Origin of the sequence: Micromonospora sp. WMMA1976 (assembly GCF_027497335.1) — a bacterium.
GTDB classification, from domain to species: domain Bacteria; phylum Actinomycetota; class Actinomycetes; order Mycobacteriales; family Micromonosporaceae; genus Micromonospora; species Micromonospora aurantiaca.
On sequence record NZ_CP114912.1, the window covers coordinates 6,070,773 to 6,090,074 of the forward strand.

Sequence of the window (19,302 nt, forward strand, 5' to 3'; positions counted from 1 at the left end):
ACGGAAAGCTATCGATTCCTCACCGGGCGGCGGCTTTACGACGACTTTTCCATTCATTCATCTCATTCATCCGGTAAATGCGGCGAAGGCGTCCGACCTCTATGGTCGACGGGTGGACCACGCACGGGTGCGGCAGGCGTACGGGGCGGTCGCGACGCTCTACATCGAACTGTTCGGCACCACCGGCAAGGTGCACGCGGACGACCTCGCCCTCATCGGCCGGCACCTGACCGTCCGGACCGGTCCGGTGTTCGACCTCGGATGCGGACCCGGTCACCTCACCGACCATCTCCGTTCGCTCGGCGTCGACGCCACCGGGATCGACATGGTTCCCGAGTTCGTCGCGCACGCGCGGGCGACACATCCGGACGGCGCGTACCGGCTCGGGTCGCTGGACGACCTCGCCGTCCCCGACCACTCCGTCGCCGGCATCCTCGCCTGGTACTCGCTGATCCACCTCCCGCCACCGGAACTCGACGGCGTGCTGGCGGAGTTCCGCCGCGCGATCGTGCCGGGTGGACGGCTCGTGGCCGGCATCTTCGTCGGCGACGAGGTGGGCACCTTCGACCACAAGGTCGCCACCGCGTACCGCTGGCCGGTGGAAGAGTTCTCCGCGCGCCTGCGGCGGGCGGGGTTCGCGGAGGTCGAGCGCCTGACGCGCCTCGACGACGAGGCCCACCGTCCGCACGCCGCCGTCGCGGCCGTGGCGTCCGGGGCCTGAGCGCGCACCATCGTCACCAGGCCGCAACCGAACGCGGATCGCGGAGTGACACGGCGCTGTCACCGTCGGAGCATGGCCGCGCCAAGGGGTACGAGGACACGCCGGGCCGTCGCGACACCGGCCGCCGCCCTGATCGTGCTGGCCGGGCTGAGCGCCTGCACACCGGAGGTGAAGGGCGTCACCGGCCTCACAGTGGACGCCCGTGGCCGGCCGCACGCGGCGCTCGCCTGGTGCGGGGACCGGCCGCCCGACCTCGTGGTGCTCACCTCCGTGGCGGAGTCCGCCTCGCCCGGTGCGCCCACGCCGGAGCGGTCGTACCGGCCGAGACGGAAGTACGACGTGCCGCGCGACGCGACCGCGCCCGCCCTCGTACCCCTTGCGGGTTTCCCGCCCGGGCCGGTGGTCGACGCGCAGGCGGCGTTCCGGGTCTCCGGCGCCACCCACGACAACAGCTTCCGGACCGAGGGCGTGGACTTCCGGATCGCCGAACTGGCCGAGCTGCGGCCGGGGTCGGTCCTGGTCACCGATTTCGACGACGACGGGGAGGTGCTGCGGACGGTCCCGCTCGACGAGTTCACGGAAATGGGCGAGAACAACTGCTGACCGCCGTGTCAGGATCGGCGTTCGTAGTTCGACGGCCGGAAGGACACCATGCCCGCGTACGCCATCGCCCACCTCCAGGACGCCGCCCCGCACCCGGACATCGCCGAGTACGTCGAGCGTCTCCCCGGCACCCTCGCCCCGTACGGCGGCCGTTTCCTCGTGCACGCCACGCCGCACGAGGTGAAGGAGGGCACGTGGCCCGGTGCCGTCGTGATGCTCGGCTTCCCGGGCATCGCCGAGGCCCGGGCCTGGTGGGACTCGCCCGCCTACCAGGAGATCGCGCCGCTGCGCTCGCGGCACATCGAGGGCGACATCATCCTGGTCGAGGGCGTCCCCGACGACTACTCCCCGACCGGCATGGCGCAGGCGATCCGGTCGGCGGCGTCCTGAGTCGGTCCGGCCGGCGCGCCCGCGACCTGGGGATCGTCGTCGGGTCGCTGCCCACCGGGCCGGACAACGCGATCACCGACGTGCCCGGCGTCCTGGTCGGTCACACCACCGTCGACGACGGCGCCGACCTGCACACCGGCGTCACCGCGATCGTGCCGAGCGGGCTCGGCCCCGGACGGTGGACGCTGCCCGCCGCGGTGTACGCCGGCAACGGCCACGGGAAGCTCGTCGGCTCGACGCAGGTGGACGAACTCGGCGTACTGGAGTCCCCGGTCGTGCTGACCGCCACGCTTTCGGTGTTCCGGGCGGCGGACGCGCTGCTCGGGCACCTGATGGAGCGCCGGCCGGACGGGCTGTCGTTCAATCCGCTGGTCGGTGAGACGAACGACGGGCACCTGTCGGACATCCGCCGCCGCCCGATCACGAAGGCCCACGTCCTGGCGGCACTCGCCGGGGCGAGCGGTGGACTCCCCGCCGAAGGCTGCGTCGGCGCCGGTACCGGCACCACCGCCCTGGGCTACAAGGCGGGCATCGGCACCTCGTCCCGCACGGTCAAGACCGCCGGCCACACGCGGACGGTCGGGGCGCTGGTCCAGTCCAACTTCGGCGGCGTCCTCACCGCGCTCGGGGTGCCGCTACCGGTCGACGAGCTGGTCCCGGCCGCCGACCGGACCGAGCCGCCCGGCAACTCGTGCATGATCGTGGTGGCGACCGACGTACCAGTGGACGCGCGCCAGCTCCGCCGGCTCGCCCGCCGGGCCGTGTTCGCGATGGCCCGGGTGGGTGCGTCGTTCAGCAACACCAGCGGGGACTACGCGATCGCGTTCACCACCTCGGATCAGCAGCCGATCCCGGACGCCGCAATCGATCCCGTGTTCGCCGGCGTGCTGGACACGGTCGAGGAGGCGCTGCTCAATTCGCTGTTCACCGCCGTCACCACTACCGGTGTGGGCGGCCGTACCAGTCACGCGGTTCCCCATCGGGCCGCCGTCGAGCGGCTGGCGGCAGCGGGACGGCTCACGGCCCGGCCGTACGCCTGATCCACCGTGCCCCTCGCCGTCGGCCGTTCGGCGAGGGGCCGAGTCCGATCATCCGCCGCATCGATGCCGATGTTCCGGCCGATGCCGACCGTTTCGTCGCTTATCACGCCGGTAAGGTCCGGTCTGTCGGCTCAGTGACACTGCGGGCCGCAGGCGTCGCTCCACACTGCCCGCTGTGACCGAACTTCCTCCCCAGGATCCGCGGCGCGAACAGGCGCCGCTGCCCGACAAGCCCGGCATCCCGCTCTCGGCACCGCCACGGCCGTCGTGGTGGAGCCGCCGACCGGCTGCGATCAAGGTGTTCCTCGGCCTCGCCTGCAGCGGCGCGCTGCTGGGCATCGGCATGACCGGATGCGCCACTTCCGAGCCGAGCGGGTCGCCGGAGAAGGCGGCCCAGGGGGTGCCGACAGTGGCGGCGCCCACCACCACGGCCCCAGCGCCCGAGCTCAGCACCGTGTCGCCCGAGCCGTCGCCGTCACCCACCACGGCCGCGCCGGCCACCGCGAAGCCCGCGTCGAAGCCGAGCCCGCGCAAGACCACGAAGCCCGCCGTCTACTACAAGAACTGCGATGCCGTACGCGCAGCCGGCAAGGCGCCGCTGCTGCGCGGCCAGCCGGGGTACCGGACCGGGCTGGATCGCGACCTCGACGGCGAGGCGTGTGAGCCGAGTGGCGGCAACGGCGAGTCCGGCGGTGGCAGCACGGGCGGTGGCGGCAGTTCGGGTGGCGGCGGCAACGACCCGCGCTTCGGCACCTGCAAGGAGGCGAACGCCAACGGGTACGGGCCGTACCGGCAGGGCAAGGATCCGGAGTACTACTGGTACATCGACCGGGACAACGACGGCATGGTCTGCGAGTGACGTCCGGCACCGGGGCGGACCGGACGGTGCCGCCCCGGTGGTCACTCCAGCTCGTCGTCGAATGCCCTGCGGGCGCGCTCGATCTGCGCCATGTGGGCGTCGGCCCAGTCGAGCAGGACGTCGACCGGTGCACGCAGCGTCTTGCCCAGCGGGGTGATCCGATACTCGACAGCGACCGGGCGCGTCGCCACGACGTGCCGTTCCACGATGCCGTTGCGTTCGAGTCGCCGCAGGGTCGCCGTCAGGGACTTCTGCGTCACCGCCGGGATCGCGCGGCGCAGCTCGTTGAAGCGGCACGGACGCTCGCACAGCTCGTTCAGGACGCTCAGCGACCACTTGTCCAGCACCTGATCGAGCAGTTCGCGGTGCGGTGCGTCGATGCGCAGCTCGGCGGCACCGGCGGCGGCGGTATCGCTCATGAAACCAGGTCTCCTTGAAGTGTCCTCCGTCAACTAGGTATCAATGGTAAACCTCAGTTGCCCAGTGGAGGAGCACCGATGTCCGTCACCCGTCTCAGCCCTGCCGGTCTTCAGCCGAACACGCCGTACCACCACGTGGCAGTCGCCACCGGATCGCGCCACATCCACGTCAGCGGCCAGGTCGCACGACTGGGCGACGGCTCACCCGTCGCCACCGGGGACCTGGCCGGGCAGGTCGCGCAGGTGCTGCGCAACACCGGCCGCGCCCTCGCCGGCGCCGACGCCTCGTTCGAGGACGTGGTCCGGCTGACCTTCTACGTCACCGACTGGACGCCCGAGAAGATCGGGCCGTTCATGGCCGGGATCGAATCGGTCGCCGAGGAACTCGGACTGCCGCAGCCGCTTCCGCCGGCGTCGCTGATCGGCGTCGATCACCTCTTCGAGCCGGACGTGCTGGTGGAGTTGGAGGCGACAGCGATCGCACACTGAGCAGCTTTCTGCTCGACGTACATCACATCCATCGTCATTCGCGCATCCATGGAACGAGCCCTGCCCTCGGGTAGATCCACCACCACAGGACGTGCGCGGGTGGCCAGTAGGTCACGGCGGCGATGGCGAGATACCAGGGACGCCATCCGTCGAGCAACCCGCGGTAGCCGTGGGCGTCGGCCCAGCCGTGCACGGCCCAACTCCACAGCGCATAGCCGGCAAGGAGAGCGAGGGACCAACCGATCCGTGCGGACTTCCCGAGCCTCCGCCCACGTCGGCGGCCCGGTGCCTCTCGCGCACGCCACGCCACGCGTACATCATGATCCTGCCTTGCAAGGTCACCCGATCCGCGCGGGGCGGTCAGCCGACCTGATGGGAAGTTGAGGCCATGATCCGGCGGAATGACCCGCTCGCCCTGTTGGCGATCGCCATGGGCACGGCGGCCGGCGCCTTCGTCCTCGTGACGCCCTCCCGCGTCCCCCATACCCCACAGACGCTGCTGATGGGTCTCACGCTGCTCGGCACGCTCGTACTGTTCATGTACCTCGCGGGGCCGGCTGCCTTCGTGGCGGTGACCCACACGCACGTCGTCGTGGGTAACCCGCTCGTCGGATACCGCGTCCCCCGGTCACTGGTCGACGGAGTCCGGCTCGACGGGTTCGACATCGAGCTGCGGGTCTCGGGGCACGCGCCCATTCCGATTGCCGCCCTGATCCCGGCCCTGGGCGGCCACAACCGACTGCGTCCCGAGGATTACCAGACGCGCTTGAACAGGCTCGCGGCGCTCTTGAACCACACGCCGGCGACGCTCGTAGCCGGCACGATGGCGCGCCGGTACCGGTATGTGCACCTCGTTCTCTTGGCGGTGGACGTGCTGGCTCTGGTCAGGATGGTGCTCTCCATCAGCACCGACCCCCTGGCGTAGATGTACGGCGCCGGAAGCGTCGGCCCCACCGGCCCACGGTCACGTGGCGTCGTCTGGGAAGCTGGCCCGTCGATCTTCATGGATGATGGGAGCGGGATGTCGCAGGACTGGGAACTGGACGACAGGCAGGCATTGACCTCGGTGGCGGTGGACACCGGAGACAGCGGCTTCATAACCGCATTGGCCGCCGGTACCCGCAACGGTCAGCCGGTGTTCGCCTCCGGCTCCGAGGACGCGACGATCCGGCTGTGGGACGCGGCCACCGGCGGAATCATCGACTCCCTGGACGCCGGCGGCGCGGTCACCTCGGTGGCCTTCGGCGGGCCCGACCTGGACATCGTGGTGGGTGTCACCGACCAAGGGCTGGTGCAGCGCTGGGACGCCAACTCGGGCGCGAAACTGGGCGACCCGCTGCATCACGGCGACCATCCGATGTATGCGGCGGCCACTGTCGACATCGGCGGCCGCTGCCTGCTCGGCGTCAGCGGAGCGGACCAGACGCTGCGAATCTGGGACATCGTGACGGCCGAACCGCTGGCCCAGGTTCCGGTGGGCCAAACCGTCCGATCCCTGTCGATGGCCGCAGCCGGCGAGAGACTCCTGGCGATGGTGCACGGCGACATTGTCGGCGACGCGGATTGCCTGGCGGATTCCATGGCTGCGCTGTGGGACGTATGGGCCGCAGAGCGGGTCAGGCAGCCGCTACAGCTCAGCGACCGCGCCGACGTCGCCGTGCTCGGCGTGCTGAACGGCCGGGCGGTGCTCGTCCAGGGCCTGGACGTCGGCGCCGACGACTTCGACTTCGACCCGGCGGGCATGGACGATCTGCAGTTGCGGGACGCCGTGACCGGCGAACTCCTCCGCGAGTTCGACGATCACGGGAACGGCCGTTGCAGCACGGTGGAGCTGATCACCGCCGCCGGACGGACCTGGGTCGTCTCAGGCCACGAGGGTGGTGTCGTGCTGCTCGACGACGGACTCCGGCCGGTCGGCGACGCCTACGACGGGCACGACGGCGAGGCCGTCGACCTGGTTGCCGGGACGGAGGCGGGCGGTGACCTGGTGATCGCCTCCGTCGGCGACGCGAACAGCGTGCAGATCAGGCGGGCCACGCTCCCGGGCTGAGCCGGCCCGCCCCGGGCCTCCGGCACGGGGTGTGGTGGCAGACGGTGACGACGGCGACATCGCCCCATCGTGAACGCCGCGATGGGGCGATGCCCGAACGTCAAGTCCGCCGCTTTCGACCGAGCCCAGCCCTGAGCCGTTTCCAGTGGCCTGGGCAGGTTACCGGGGTCAGCCCGCGGTGCAGGAACGGATCTGGGGCCTGGCGCTGCTGTTGCCGTTCATCATCGTGGTGAAGCCGAAGGTGTTGCCGCTGCCGTTGGACCGCATCGTCATCACGTAACCGGTGCTGTCCCAACTGGGGGAGCCGTTCCAGGTGGTGGAGACCCGCTGCGGCGGGGTCAGAGCCACGACCACGGTCCAGTTGCCGGCCCCCTGAACCGTCACCGAGGTGTTGTACCGGTCACCCCAGACGTTGGGGGTCGTCGCCGTCGCTGTGCACCCGCCGCCGCTGGGAGGCGGAGTGGTCGGCGGCGGAGTGGTCGGCGTGCCGGTCGGCGCCGGAGTGGTCGGCGGCGGAGTGCCGTCCGGGGCCACCGCTCGGCCGGTGCTCGGTGAGATCATGCCCGGGCAGAGGTTGCGGCTGGTCAGGTTGGCCATGATCTGCGGAATCGCGTCGCGGGTGTTCTGAATGCCGTCGTGCATCAGGATCACCTGGCCGGCCTGGAGGCGGCTGGCGTTGGAGACGATCTGGCTGACGCTGGCGCCGTTCCAGTCCTGGGAGTCGACGTCCCAGATCACCTGGCGCAGGCCGAGCGACGAGGCGACCGACTGGAGGGTCGAGTTGGTCTCCCCGTAGGGCGGGCGGAACAACTGCGGCCGGACGCCGGTCGCCGCCTGGATCGCCGAGTTGGTCTGGGAGAGGTCCGACTGCATCTGACTCTGACTCATCGAGGTCATGTGCGCGTGGTTCCAACTGTGGTTGGCCACCCACATGCCCGCGTCGACCTGGGCCCGCGCGGCGGACTGGTTGCTCTGCACGTTCTGCCCGACGTTGAACATGGTCGCCCGTACGTTGTTCGCGCGCAGCACGGACAACAGGGCGCTGGTGCTGCCGGTCGGCCCGTCGTCGAAGGTGATGCCGACGTACCCGTTGCAGGTGGCGGCGCTGGACGGAGTGGCGGCGACCGCGAGACCGGCGGCACTCAGCGCCACAGTGGAGGCGAGCACTGCCAACCGGACGGTGAGACGCGATGTTCGAGGTGCGGACGGGCGGCGGGAGCCGCGGATGCTGGCGTACATGCGCAGGTCCTCCTTGGGACGGGTGATACCTGACGACGCATGGCGTCAATCGAAAGAGATTGATGTTGCCGGCGCTCGGAGTATTGCAGCGGCGTTTCGAGCACGTCAATGATTTTCCGGAATTTTTCCGGAAGTACGTGCCTGGGTGACGTGCCGGATTCCCTGGACAATGCCCATGAACTGGCCATTCACCGTCTCACCTAACCGGTAGCGCAGCGAACAGCGGCGGCAAGGAACCGCCCTGCACATGCTGCGAGAACCAGAAGGCCACGTGATCCCCAAGTGCATGTCCAGGCCGTCCGGGGGTCGCCTGGTCCGGGTCCTCAAGCACTCGGCAACTCGATCGCCCGTTCCGGGGCTCGGCGGGCTGGTCGCTCCGGTCCTACGTGGTCTGCCCCACCGGTCTGCCCTCACCAGTGGCACGCAGAGACATGTCGTCGCCGTGGCGGCTACGTACGGAGGAGGTGCGTGAGGTCAGCGGCGAAGCGGGTCATCTCCTCCCCCGCTTCGAGCACGAAGACCGCCCTGGCGGACCAGGCTTTGTCCTCCACATCGAGGCCAGGAGCCCGGAGAGTCACGCCCAGCGACACGTAGCCACGTCCGTCGTGCCGGGCATCGATAGCGAGTTCGCGCTCCACGGACGTCCAGGTACGAGTCCCGTTCCAACCACGCCAGTCCGCTGCGAGCCGCTCAACGAACGCCGGCAGCGTCGTCGCCAGGTCGGCATAGCGGCCGTCGATCTTGGCGACCGTCGAAGCGGTCATACCCTCTTCGTGCAACGCAGTCGCGATCGTGAAGACGTAGCCGTCACCGTACGGATCCTGCGGCGGATGGACGACCCATCGCGCGCCGCCGTAGGGCTGCAGAACGAACGGCTCAGTCATGGTGGCTCGCAGTATGCAGGGTCACTGACGCCCTCGCCTCTGCGAGGGGGCCAATGGCTCCCACAACCACACCGAGCCCGCCGAGGACGGATACGAGAAAGCCCTCCGGGTGGCTCCGTCCGTACCCCGTGGTCCGAGTTGTTGCTGTCAACAGCTGCTGTCAGTCATTGCGCCCGGTCCCGGCACCCGCAGCGGTTCATGACGCCGCGGTACGCGTCCACTCGCCCATCGAGCCGCTCCACCAAGAGGTGGTCGTCTTCGCGCCAGATCGTTTCGCCGGGATGCACGACGACCGGTTGGTCCAGTACGAAGTGGCGCCAGCGATCAATCAGCGTGAGGCGGTCTGCCCGCTCGCGCAACGATGGGCTCTTCCTCCTGGCCGTGCTCATGCTCGACAGCATCGATCAGGCGGCGGACGGGCTGCAACAGCTAGCCGAGAAGTCCTGACCGTAACCGCAGTGACCTACGAATTACGAGATGATCAAGTTGCTGACCACGGTCTACCTGCACCAATGTGGCTGGCCTGCGGAAACCGTCGCGGCATCTCTCGGCGCCAGCCGCCGGGGCTCGACCTCTTGAGGACTGTAGCGGGCGGACGTCGCCGCCACCATCGACGACGCCGAGGCGCGGATCCGGCGGGCGCTGCCCATCGCCACCGCGATCTACCTCGAACTCGACATCGACCGGCAGCCCGCCCGCACCAGCGCCACCTGACCCGGAGGTCCGGGTCGCGGTGCCCGGGTCGCCGACGTCGGCGTAGTGCCGAGGAAAGCGGCGGGGACTGCCGTCCGGGCGGGCTGACGGCGGAGCGCGTCAGTCGGCCTGGGCCGGGGTGTCCGGCGTGGACCTGGGGCGGCGCTTGCGTGGTGCGGCCGAGCGGGGCGGCAGCGCGCGCATGTGGTCGCGTACCCGGGTCATGATGTCGCCGAGGTGACGTACGTCGTCGTCGGAGAGCGGGTTGAACAGCAGCAGCCGCGACACCTCGATGTGGCCGGGCAGGATCCGGCGGAACAGGGCAGCACCCGCGTCGGTCAGGGCGACGAGGGTGGCCCGTTCGTCACCGGGAAAGCTGCTGCGAGTGATCAGGCCGGCCTTCTCCAGCAGTCCGGCCTGATAGGTCAGCCCACTGCGGCTGTAGACGACGCCGTCAGCGAGCTGGGTCATGGTCAGCGGCGTCTCGGACCGCGCGAGGTTGGCCAGCAGTTGGAACTGCACGTAGCTGATGCCGCCCTCGGTGCGTAGCTGCTGCTCGACGTGGTGTTGCAGCAGGCTGACGGCCTCCAGGAGCGCGAAGTAGGTCTGCAGCTGTTCGGGGTGCAGCGGCGGCACCCCGTCGTCGCTGTCGTCCCCCGCCGTGCGGGTGGATGTCATGTGCGCACCTTACCTGCTTCGAACTCGCAGCATTGTGAGTGGTGTCACGCCTCGCGTGGCTTTGCTTCGAACTCGAAGCGACCTAGCGTCGAGTCATGCTTCGAGTTCGAAGCGATTATCCGAGGAGGACACCATGAAGGCAGTGCGCTACCACTCCCACGGCGGCAGCGACGTGCTCACCTATGAGGACACCGAACGGCCGGTGGCGGGAGCCGGAGAGGTCGTCGTCCAGGTGGCCGGCACCTCGTTCAACCCGGTGGACGTGGCGATCCGCGCCGGCTACCTGCGGGACGTCTTCCCGCTGACCTTCCCCCACACGCCGAACTTCGACGTCGCCGGAACCATCACCGAGGTGGGCGAGGGCGCCGGCAACTGGAACGTCGGTGACGCGGTCCTGGCGTTTACGCCGATGGCCGCGCCGGGAGCGGCCGCCGAGTACGCGGTCGTCCCCGCCGAAGCGCTTGCCGCCGCGCCGCGTACCGGCGAACTCGCCGACGCCGCGGCCCTGCCCTCCGCCGGCCTGACGGCCTGGCAGTCGCTGTTCGAGCACGCCGGCCTGACCAGCGGGCAGCGCATCGTCGTCAACGGTGCGGGTGGCGCGGTCGGCGGATACGCCGTCCAGTTGGCCAAGCAGGCCGGTGCCGAGGTGACCGCAACCGCCAGTGCGCGCAGCCGCGACCGGCTGCTCTCCTACGGTGCCGACCGGATCGTCGACCACACCACCACCGCGCTCACCGACGCCGTGGCGGGCGAACGGTTCGACGTGGTGCTGAACCTGGCGCCCATCACTCCCGAACAGGGCGTCGAGCTCGTGGACCTGGTCGCCGACGGCGGCGCCTTCGTGAGCACCACCGCTCCGGGCCCGGAGCAGCCCGGACGCGGCATCCGCACGGTACGGGTGTTCGCCCGCAGCGACGCCGCCCAACTCGCCCAGCTGGTGGCCCGCGTCGACGCCGGTGACCTGCGCATCGACGTCGGCCAGCGGCGGGCCCTGCGCGAGTTGGCCGCCGTGCACGACGAGTCCGAGGCCGGCCGGCTGGCCGGCAAGACCGTCCTCATTCCCTGAGTCACCCGCCCCCTTCGCGGGGCGTCTGCCACGACCCACCCCCTGCACGGAGGACAGATCACGATGACGACCGCATTCGAACCCGTCAGCCTCGCCGGCACCAAGCTGAGCAACCGGATCGCGATGGCGCCGATGACCCGCAGCCGCGCCCACGGCCCGGGCGCCGCGCCGACCGCCGACACAGCCACCTACTACGCCCAGCGCGCCTCCGCCGGTCTGATCGTCACCGAGGGCATCCAGCCCTCGGTGATCGGCCAGGGCTACCCGAGTACGCCGGGTCTGCACCGCGCCGAACAGGTCGCGGCGTGGCGTCAGGTCACCGACGCCGTCCACGCCCAGGGCGGGGTCATCTTCGCCCAGCTCATGCACACCGGCCGGATCGGTCACCCCAGCCTGCTGCCCGAGGGCCTCGTCCCGGTCGGTGCGTCACCGGTCGCCGCCGCCGGAAAGGTGTTCACCGCGCAGGGCCCACAGGACTTCGTCACGCCCCGAGAGCTGACCGACGCGGAGATCCTCACGACCATCGGCGATTTCGCCGCCGCTGCCCGCAACGCCGTTGCCGCCGGGTTCGACGGCGTGGAGGTGCACGGCGCCAACGGCTACCTGCTGCACCAGTTCCTCTCCACCAATGCCAACCAGCGCGGCGACCGCTGGGGCGGCACGGTCGCCGGCCGTATCCGGCTGACCGTCGACGTCGTCCGCGCGGTCGCCGACGCGATCGGCCCCCACCGGACCGGACTGAGGATCTCTCCCGCCAACCCGTTCAACGACATCACCGAGGACGCACACCAGCACACCTACTCCGCGCTGGCCGACACTCTCAACCCGCTCGGCCTGGCCTACCTGCACATCGCCGAGGCCGACGACCGCGACCTCACCCGTGAGCTGCGCCGCCGGTGGGACGGCCCGCTGATCCTCAACCCGTTCACGCCCGGAACGGTCACCGGCCCCGAGCAGCTCGCGCTGATCGAGGACGGCACCGCCGACCTGATCAGCTTCGGCGGCCTGTTCCTCGCCAACCCCGACCTGCCCGCCCGGCTCGCCGCTGGCGGGCCCTACAACACACCCGATCCGGCCACCTTCTACGGCGGCGACGCCCGCGGCTACATCGACTACCCCACGCTCGACGGCAGTCCGAGCGCGGTGAGCTGACCACCGCCGCGCGCAAGGCCTGCCCCACCGGACGCCGCGGGCAGGCCTTGCGCGGAGCGACATCGGCCGCCTACCGCACCAGTGGACCGACCTGCTGTGCGGTGAACCGGACGAAGCCCTCGAGGTCGGGTTCGTCAGCGGTGGGCTGCAGGATCACGGCGTCGGCTCCGGCGTCCCGGTAGCGGTTCACGACAGCGGCAATGGCGGCTGCGTCGCCGGCCGCTGCGGCGTCCCAGCCGTCCGACTCGTTCCACGACTCCAGCTCGCGTGCCATGCGTGCCTCGGCGTCGGGGCCGGTCGCCGCATGGACGTACACGGTGACGGCCTTGGCCGTCGCACTGACGGCGGCCACCTCCTGCGGAGGCGTGCCGGCGGTCAGCAGGATCCCGTCGGCGGCCTCGCAGACGAGAGCACGCGTCTTCGGCCCGGTCGCGCCGGCGTAGATCCGGGCCGTGCCCACCGGCGGGTAGTCCAGCTTGACCTTGTCGAGCTTGACGTACCGACCCGACGTCGTGACCGTCTCGCCGGCCAGCAGCGCCTTCAGCGCCTCGACGTGCTCGCGCAGCAGCGTCAGCGGCGAGCCCACCCGCGCTCCGACCTGCTCCATCCAGTCCTGGACGCCGTGGCCCACGGTGAGCAGCACCCGGTCGGGGAAGAGCCGGTGCAGCGTGGCGGCCTCCATGGCGAGTGCCGCGACGTTGCGGAACGGCACCGGCAGCAGCCCGACGCCCACCGCCAGCCGGTCGGTCCAGGCCAGGGCCGCGGCGGCGGTGGCGATGCCGCTTTCGAGGAAGCAGTCCTCCCAGAGCCACAACTGGTCGAGGCCGGCCTCGTCAGCGGCGCGTGCGACGGAGCGGAGGCGTTCGGGTGGATTCTGGGGCCGGAACACCACGCCGAGGGTCGTCATGACGGCCAAGCCTAGCCGCGGAGGGGCCCCGCCATCCATGCACTTTCCGGGAGGACGACCCGCTCAGCGTGGGCCGCCCGGCCCGACCAGGCCGGTTTCGTAGGCGACGATGACCAGTTGAGCCCGGTCCCGTACCGCCAGCTTGGTCAGCAGCCGCCCGACGTGCGTCTTCACGGCGGCCAGGCTGATACCGAGGTGCCCGGCCAACTCCGCGTTGGACAGGCCCCGGCCGATCAGCGTGAGGACCTCCCGTTCCCGCTCGGTCACCCGAGCCGTCGTGGCAGCGGCCGGGCCGGTTCGGGCCGACGGGCGAACTCGTCGATGAGCCGCCGGGTCACCGTCGGCGCGAGCAGTCCTTCTCCGGCGGCCACCACCCGGATGCCGGCCAGTAGTTCCGCCGGCGGGGTGTCCTTGAGCAGGAACCCGCTGGCTCCGGCCCGCAGTGCCCCGTAGACACCGGCGATGCCGGGCCGGTGGGGCAGGGCCTGGTCGGGGCCCAGCTCCGCTCGGGCGAAGGAGAACCGGGCCAGCGCGGCGCACGCCAGGTAGCCGACCGGCGCGAGCAGCGCGATCCCGGCGTCGCCGTGCGTCGCCGGCGGGGAACAGGTGCCACCGTCCACCCAGGCCAGACAGCACAAAGGGCCTGACCCGCGTTTCCACAGGTCAGACCCTTCACGATCTTGTGCGCCCGAAGGGACTCGAACCCCTAACCTTCTGATCCGTAGTCAGATGCTCTATCCGTTGAGCTACGGGCGCCTGGTGCTCGGCCAGTCTACACAACCGGCTTTCGCGCGGAGACTCCGGGATTCGAACCCGGGAGGGGCTTTAAGACCCCAACCGCATTAGCAGTGCGGCGCCATAGACCAGACTAGGCGAAGTCTCCCTGGTGACCCACGAGGTCACCGCGCCCGAGGATACAGGCCCGCACCCGCCCGGGGCAAAGCGGATACCGGGACCGGCCCTCGCCACCGCGTTTCCGTCGTGTGCCGGATCACGTCCACGGCTACGCTCCATCGATATGCAGGAGCAGCCGCCGAGCGATCCGCCCCGTCGCGAGCCCGCCCCCAAGGCCCGGCGGAGCCGCTCCCCACGACCGACGTTCAACCCACCGACACCGGATCCCGCCGCGGAGAACGCGACGAGCGACACACCGCCGCCCCGGCGTCCGCGCCGGTCCGCGCCCACTGTCGTCTTCCAGCCGCCGACGCCGGCCACCGCCGCACCGCCGGCACCGCGCCCGCGTCCGGCCGCCGATCCCTCACCAGCCGATCCGGGTACGCCCGCCGAGCAGGCCACACCGGAGGCTTCCACGGCTCCTTCGGGTACGACTGCCGCACAACCTCCGCCGAGCGCCGGGGAGGGCACGGCCCCGACCGATGAGAGGCCAGTCACGGCGGAACAGGATCAAGCCGTCGAGCCTCCGACAGCACCAGGGTCGCCACCGGTCTGGGCAGAGGCGCCGAAACGGACGCGTCGCGCTCCCGCCGCCAAGAAGGCCGCCCCGGTCGCGAAGAAGGCGACCCCGGCGGTGAAGAAGGCCGCCCGGAAGGCGTCGCCCCCGAGGCGGGAGACGGCGATCACTACCCCGGAGCCCACAGAACACGAAGCGCCACAGATCGAGGTCACCGCCGCCGACACCACGGCATCCCACGCGGGGCAGTCCGCCGAGACGACGCACGGCACGGTCGTCGCGCGGGCACCCGGACAACCCGACGTCACGCGTACCCCGGAAACGGGCTGGCGGGCGGTGGGGCCGCAGCTGCGCGACCACCCCGGGTTCGCGCCGGAGCTGCTGGCCCTGGCGGCGGTCGACGCGCTCGGGCCGCGGGCCTCGGCCTGGGCGGAGCAGGTCCGTCGGGCCTACCCGGAGGCGGACGCCGACGGGGTGGCCCGGCTGGCGACGCGGCGGTTCGTCCGGATGGCCGGTACGGGTGGGGCGCTGGCGGCGGGCGCCGGGTTGTTCGCGCCGGTCGCGGAGCTGGCGTCGGTGCTGTGGACGCAGGCGAACCTGGTGCTGCATCTGGCGGCTGCGTACGGGCGGGATCCGGCGCACCCGGATCGGGCGGCCGAGCTGCTGGTGCTCACGCTGGTGCACCCGGATGACGGCACCGCGCGGGCGGCGCTGGCGGCGGCCCGTGCTGCCGACGCGCCGGCGGACGGGCCGTGGGGGCGGGTGGCGGAGGCGGCCTGGCGGCTGGCCACGCCGGTGGCCGCGCAGGCGGGTGGCTGGCTCGGGCTGCGGTTGGCCGCCCGGTTGCTGCCCGGTGCGGCGGCGCTGGCGGCCGCGACCGGCGGTACGGCAGCCGCGGAGCGCCTCGCCGCGCGGGCGGTCGCCCGGTATCGGGTGTGATCGACACCGGTTCGGCGAGCTGGCGTGGTCAGGCGGGGCCCGATGCCGCCACTTCCCCGACCTGGCGGCGGACGGAACGCGTGCCGGGCCGGCAGCCGGATCAGAGCCAGTCGAACCAGGACTTCGGCAGCATCGCGTAGCCGACGAACGCGAAGATGTCGAGCAGCGTGTGCGCGACGATCAGCGGGGCGACCCGGCGGGTGCGCAGGTAGAACAGCCCGAAGATCACGCCCATCACGGCGTTGCCGACGAACGCGCCGAAGCCCTGGTAGAGGTGGTAGGAGCCGCGCAGCAGCGCGCTCGTGGCGAGCACCGCACCGACCCGCCAGTTGAGCTGCCGTAGCCGGGTGATCAGGTAGCCGACCACGATCACCTCCTCCAGCACGGCGTTCTGCACGGCGGCGAGGATCAGCACCGGCACCGTCCACCAGAGGTCCGGCAGCGCGGCCGGGACCAGCGTGGCGTTCAGGCCGAGCTGTGCCGCCGCCCAGAACAGCGCCAGCCCGGGCAGGCCGATGAGCGCGGTCAGGCCCGCGCCCCGGGCCAGGTCCGAGCCGGGCCGGCGGAAGTCGACACCGAGCGTCCGTGCCGGGTCGCCGGGGTCGCGCGCCAGCAGGTGTACGGCGAGCAGCACCGGCAGCAGCGCGAAGACGATCCCGAGCAGCTGGTACGTGAGGTCGAGGTACGGCCGGGCCGACGCGGAGGTGTTCAGGGCCGCGGTCTGCTTGGACAGTCCGCCGGTCGCGGTGAGCTTCGCGATCAGGGACACCAGGGCGTACACGGCCGACTGGCCGAGGGACAGACCGAGCACGAGCAGCGTCTCGGTGCCCAGCATCCGGCGGGAGACCGGACGGGCCAGCTCGTCAACCGTCACCGGACCATGAAAGCACTTCGGTGACCGGGCCGGACGGTCGCACAGCCTGTGCGACCGGCGTACACGCTCCGTGGACATTCTATGCGGGCCGATCCGCCCGTACGGAGAAGGAGCGTGCCCCTGTGGAGAACTTCGCGCGGCTGCTGAAGGAGAGCTGGACCCTGGTCGAGGAGCACCGGGAGCGGCTCAGCGGTCACTTCTACGCCCGGCTGTTCCTCCTCGATCCGGAGCTGCGCAAGCTCTTCCCGGTGCAGATGAACGGCCAGGGGGACCGCATCCTGGAGGCCATCGTCACCGCCACCCAGACGGTGGGCGACCCGGAGAGCTTCGACGAGTACCTCCGCGCGCTGGGCCGGGACCACCGCAAGTACCACGTGTCGGCCGAGCACTACGCGACGATGGGCGTCGCGCTGCTCGACGCGCTGCGCAGCACCGCCGGGGACGGCTGGAACCTGGAGTACGACCAGGCGTGGCGGGAGGCGTACGCGGGCATCAGCGAGCGGATGCTGGCCGGCGCGGAGGCGGACGAGAACCCGCCGTACTGGCACGCCGAGGTGCTGACGCACGAGCGGCACGGCCCGGACACCGCGGTGCTGACAGTGCGCGCGCTCCAGGATCCGCTGCCCTGGCGGGCCGGGCAGTACGTGAGCGTGGAGGTGCCGCGCTACCACCCGCGGGTGTGGCGGACGTACTCGGTGGCGAACGCGCCGAACGAGGAGAACGTGCTGGAGTTCCACGTGCGGACCCCACCGGGTGCGGCCGGGTGGGTGTCCGGCGCGCTGGTACGCCGTACCAAGCCGGGTGACCTGCTGCGGGTGGCCGCGCCGATGGGCTCGATGACGCTTGATCCGGGGTCCACCCGGGACGTGCTCTGCGTGGCCGGCGGTGTCGGCCTGGCGCCGATCAAGGCGCTGGTGGAGGAGCTGACCCGGGTCAACCGCACGCGCTGGGTGCACGTCTTCTACGGCGCGCGCCGCTCGGACGAGCTGTACGGGCTGCCCGGCCTGGAGGACCTCGTCGCGTCCCACCCGTGGTTGTCGGTGACGCCGGCGTGCAGCGAGGACCCGGACTTCGGCGGCGAACTCGGTGACGTCTCCGAGGTGGTCACCCGGTACGGCCCGTGGACCACGCACGACTGCTACGTCTCCGGCTCGGCCGCGATGGTCCGGGCCACCCTGCGGGCGCTCGCCGCCGACGACGTCCCGCCGGACCACATCCGGTACGACACGTTCGGCAACCTCTGAACCTTGCTCCCCCCGAGCCGGGTCGCGTGCCCCCGCCCCCTGGGGCACGCGACCCGGCCCCCCGTTTATCAGTAACGCCAGGGGGTGCCGGTCTCGCGGTACTCCTCCACCGGCACCAGCGGCACGCCGGGCGCCATGCGGTCGACGTAGAGCCGCCCCTCCAGGTGGTCGATCTCGTGCGCGACCAGCCGCGCCATCGCGTACTCGAAGGACGTGATCACCCGGCTGCCGTCCCACAGGGCGTGTTCCACGTCGATCCGCAGCGGCCGGGGCACCAGGCCGCGGTGGTCGAAGAAGGACAGGCAACCCTCGTACTGCTCGTCGGTCTCGGCGGCGGCGTCGACCACCCGGGGGTTGAGCAGCACCACCGGATCGGCCGCCCGGTCGGCCGGGCGCACGAGCGCCGCCGACCAGCCGATGCCGAGCTGGGGCGCGGCGAGGCCGACGCCCTTGCTGAACGGGTGCAGCTCGTCCAGCCGGACCAGCATCGCGGCGAGCCGGTCCATCACCTGCCGGGCGTGCGCCTCGTCGGCCGGCAGGTCGAACTGGCGGGCCCGCTGCCGCAGCAGGTCGTCGCCGCGCTGCACGATGCCCACCGCGCGCATCCGGTCGCTGGCCCGCACCCGGGCGCCGCCGGTGGGCGCGCTGTCCGGTTCGGCGTCCGGCTCGGGGCTGCGGAACCGCCACTGCATCCGGTAGCGGGCGTTCAGCGGCGGGTCGTCGGTCCCCCAGTCGAAGACCACCCGGCCGCCGTCCACCGAACGCTGGATCGGGGTACGCAGCGGCCCCTCCTCCGCCGACAGCGAGGTCTCCGCGCCCCACACCTTGGGGTCGAGGTCCGCGGGCAGGTCGAGCCGCACCGCCAGGTGCCGGGTGGGCAGGCGTACGGCCCGCTGGAACCAGGGGCCCCACTTGTCCCGGCCGACGCGGTACGCGTACTCGATGGTGACCCGGTCGCCGGGGTAGAGCGGGAAGCGTCCCTCGTCGTTCTCGAACAGCAGCCAGATCTCCTTGAACGCGTCCCGGTCGTGTTTGGCCCGCCAGTGCATCGGCTCGCGTCCGTTGCCGTCGTCCCGGTACGCGGTGAGTTGCAGCTCGGCGAAGGTGAGCGGGTGTTCCCGGTGGTGCCGGTTGGAGCGGCCGGGGTCGTTGGGGTAGCGGTCGACGGCGACCCGGACCAGGTAGCGGGTGACCGGTTCGGTGCCCGCGTTGTACAGCTCCCGCCGGATCGCGCAGTGGTAGCCGTCACCGGTGTGGGTGAGCGTCGCGACCTCCCGTTCCACCACGAGGCCGGTCCCCGGGGGCAGCCACTGGCCGGGGACGGGCGGGTCGCGGTGGGCCACGCCGGTGCGGCCGTGCCGCAGCTCGTCGTACTCCCGGAAGCGCTGCCAGATCGCGCCGCTGGCCTCCAGGACGGCCTCGGCCCGGCGGGCGAAGTCCTCGGTGGGCCGGTGCCGGCGGCCTTCGACGTGGCTGACGTAGGACGGGTCGAAGCCCATCATCGTGGCCAGTTGCTTCTTGGACAGCCCTCGGCCGGTCCGGTGCCGGGCGAGTTCGGCCGCGAACGAGTCGGCGGCACGCTCGATCGGTGAGGTCGTCATCAGCTTCCTCGTACGCGGGAAGACCATTTTCACGTTGAGTGGC

Annotated in this window: 20 protein-coding genes, 2 tRNA genes and 1 pseudogene; 12 read left to right on the top strand and 11 right to left on the bottom strand. The window is 71.3% G+C overall.

Annotated elements, in window-relative coordinates; genetic code table 11:
• Nucleotides 1-112 precede the first annotated feature (112 nt).
• From O7546_RS28005 to O7546_RS28025, 5 genes are all read left to right on the top strand, one after another.
• Nucleotides 113-721, top strand: a complete 609-nt coding sequence (locus O7546_RS28005; protein WP_281600226.1) for a class I SAM-dependent methyltransferase — start codon at nucleotides 113-115, stop codon at nucleotides 719-721.
• Nucleotides 722-793: 72 nt separating this feature from the next.
• Complete coding sequence (locus O7546_RS28010) at nucleotides 794-1,324, top strand: hypothetical protein (protein ID WP_194800408.1); 531 nt, start codon at nucleotides 794-796, stop codon at nucleotides 1,322-1,324.
• Between the two features lie 48 nt (nucleotides 1,325-1,372).
• Nucleotides 1,373-1,714, top strand: coding sequence for a DUF1330 domain-containing protein (locus tag O7546_RS28015; protein ID WP_194800407.1), 342 nt, complete (start codon nucleotides 1,373-1,375; stop codon nucleotides 1,712-1,714).
• Between the two features lie 80 nt (nucleotides 1,715-1,794).
• The gene (locus tag O7546_RS28020) at nucleotides 1,795-2,754 is read left to right on the top strand and encodes a P1 family peptidase (RefSeq protein WP_281600227.1); all 960 of its coding nucleotides are present in this window, start codon (nucleotides 1,795-1,797) and stop codon (nucleotides 2,752-2,754) included.
• Between the two features lie 175 nt (nucleotides 2,755-2,929).
• Nucleotides 2,930-3,613 (top strand): excalibur calcium-binding domain-containing protein, encoded by a 684-nt coding sequence (locus O7546_RS28025; RefSeq protein WP_281600228.1) that lies wholly within the window; start codon nucleotides 2,930-2,932, stop codon nucleotides 3,611-3,613.
• A gap of 41 nt (nucleotides 3,614-3,654) precedes the next feature.
• Here the strand turns inward: O7546_RS28025 and O7546_RS28030 are convergent, their stop codons facing one another.
• The gene (locus O7546_RS28030; protein WP_281600229.1) at nucleotides 3,655-4,032 is read right to left on the bottom strand and encodes a helix-turn-helix domain-containing protein; all 378 of its coding nucleotides are present in this window, start codon (nucleotides 4,030-4,032) and stop codon (nucleotides 3,655-3,657) included.
• A gap of 78 nt (nucleotides 4,033-4,110) precedes the next feature.
• On the opposite strand from O7546_RS28030, the gene O7546_RS28035 reads away from it, so the two are divergent.
• The 3 genes from O7546_RS28035 (at nucleotide 4,111) to O7546_RS28045 (ending at nucleotide 6,571) form a co-directional block, all read left to right on the top strand.
• On the top strand, nucleotides 4,111-4,521 hold the full coding sequence (locus O7546_RS28035) for a RidA family protein (protein ID WP_194800405.1): 411 nt from the start codon (nucleotides 4,111-4,113) through the stop codon (nucleotides 4,519-4,521).
• 388 nt (nucleotides 4,522-4,909) lie between these two features.
• Nucleotides 4,910-5,446 (top strand): hypothetical protein, encoded by a 537-nt coding sequence (locus O7546_RS28040; protein ID WP_281600230.1) that lies wholly within the window; start codon nucleotides 4,910-4,912, stop codon nucleotides 5,444-5,446.
• Between the two features lie 96 nt (nucleotides 5,447-5,542).
• Complete coding sequence (locus O7546_RS28045; protein ID WP_194800403.1) at nucleotides 5,543-6,571, top strand: WD40 repeat domain-containing protein; 1,029 nt, start codon at nucleotides 5,543-5,545, stop codon at nucleotides 6,569-6,571.
• A gap of 168 nt (nucleotides 6,572-6,739) precedes the next feature.
• On the opposite strand, the gene O7546_RS28050 is transcribed toward O7546_RS28045, so the two are convergent.
• From O7546_RS28050 to O7546_RS28065, 4 genes are all read right to left on the bottom strand, one after another.
• On the bottom strand, nucleotides 6,740-7,810 hold the full coding sequence (locus O7546_RS28050; protein ID WP_194800402.1) for a polysaccharide deacetylase family protein: 1,071 nt from the start codon (nucleotides 7,808-7,810) through the stop codon (nucleotides 6,740-6,742).
• A gap of 449 nt (nucleotides 7,811-8,259) precedes the next feature.
• Entirely contained in the window at nucleotides 8,260-8,694 is a 435-nt protein-coding gene (locus O7546_RS28055) for a DUF6228 family protein (protein WP_194800401.1), read from the bottom strand.
• Nucleotides 8,695-8,858: 164 nt separating this feature from the next.
• On the bottom strand, nucleotides 8,859-9,083 hold the full coding sequence (locus O7546_RS28060) for a hypothetical protein (RefSeq protein ID WP_194800400.1): 225 nt from the start codon (nucleotides 9,081-9,083) through the stop codon (nucleotides 8,859-8,861).
• A gap of 424 nt (nucleotides 9,084-9,507) precedes the next feature.
• Entirely contained in the window at nucleotides 9,508-10,065 is a 558-nt protein-coding gene (locus O7546_RS28065; protein WP_281600231.1) for a MarR family transcriptional regulator, read from the bottom strand.
• Nucleotides 10,066-10,198: 133 nt separating this feature from the next.
• Between O7546_RS28065 and O7546_RS28070 the strand changes: the two genes are divergently transcribed.
• Nucleotides 10,199-11,131, top strand: a complete 933-nt coding sequence (locus tag O7546_RS28070; RefSeq protein WP_281600232.1) for an NADP-dependent oxidoreductase — start codon at nucleotides 10,199-10,201, stop codon at nucleotides 11,129-11,131.
• A 63-nt stretch (nucleotides 11,132-11,194) separates the two neighbouring features.
• The gene (locus tag O7546_RS28075) at nucleotides 11,195-12,283 is read left to right on the top strand and encodes an alkene reductase (RefSeq protein ID WP_281600233.1); all 1,089 of its coding nucleotides are present in this window, start codon (nucleotides 11,195-11,197) and stop codon (nucleotides 12,281-12,283) included.
• A gap of 70 nt (nucleotides 12,284-12,353) precedes the next feature.
• Here O7546_RS28075 and O7546_RS28080 read toward each other — a convergent pair whose 3' ends face one another.
• The 4 genes and pseudogenes from O7546_RS28080 to O7546_RS28095 form a co-directional block, all read right to left on the bottom strand.
• The gene (locus O7546_RS28080) at nucleotides 12,354-13,190 is read right to left on the bottom strand and encodes an LLM class flavin-dependent oxidoreductase (protein WP_269697827.1); all 837 of its coding nucleotides are present in this window, start codon (nucleotides 13,188-13,190) and stop codon (nucleotides 12,354-12,356) included.
• 63 nt (nucleotides 13,191-13,253) lie between these two features.
• A pseudogene (locus tag O7546_RS28085) lies at nucleotides 13,254-13,645 on the bottom strand (response regulator transcription factor); the annotation flags it as partial.
• A gap of 228 nt (nucleotides 13,646-13,873) precedes the next feature.
• Nucleotides 13,874-13,946 (bottom strand) — tRNA-Arg (locus O7546_RS28090).
• A gap of 36 nt (nucleotides 13,947-13,982) precedes the next feature.
• Nucleotides 13,983-14,073: transfer RNA gene (locus O7546_RS28095), tRNA-Ser, on the bottom strand.
• Nucleotides 14,074-14,718: 645 nt separating this feature from the next.
• Between O7546_RS28095 and O7546_RS28100 the strand changes: the two genes are divergently transcribed.
• Nucleotides 14,719-15,540: a hypothetical protein gene (locus O7546_RS28100; protein ID WP_269697828.1), complete on the top strand. Its 822-nt coding sequence runs from the start codon at nucleotides 14,719-14,721 to the stop codon at nucleotides 15,538-15,540.
• 100 nt (nucleotides 15,541-15,640) lie between these two features.
• Here the strand turns inward: O7546_RS28100 and O7546_RS28105 are convergent, their stop codons facing one another.
• Entirely contained in the window at nucleotides 15,641-16,414 is a 774-nt protein-coding gene (locus tag O7546_RS28105) for a CPBP family intramembrane glutamic endopeptidase (protein WP_281600234.1), read from the bottom strand.
• Nucleotides 16,415-16,536: 122 nt separating this feature from the next.
• On the opposite strand from O7546_RS28105, the gene O7546_RS28110 reads away from it, so the two are divergent.
• Nucleotides 16,537-17,658: a globin domain-containing protein gene (locus tag O7546_RS28110; protein ID WP_281600235.1), complete on the top strand. Its 1,122-nt coding sequence runs from the start codon at nucleotides 16,537-16,539 to the stop codon at nucleotides 17,656-17,658.
• A gap of 68 nt (nucleotides 17,659-17,726) precedes the next feature.
• Here O7546_RS28110 and O7546_RS28115 read toward each other — a convergent pair whose 3' ends face one another.
• Nucleotides 17,727-19,259: a peptide deformylase gene (locus O7546_RS28115; RefSeq protein WP_194800393.1), complete on the bottom strand. Its 1,533-nt coding sequence runs from the start codon at nucleotides 19,257-19,259 to the stop codon at nucleotides 17,727-17,729.
• Between the last annotated feature and the right edge of the window lie 43 nt (nucleotides 19,260-19,302).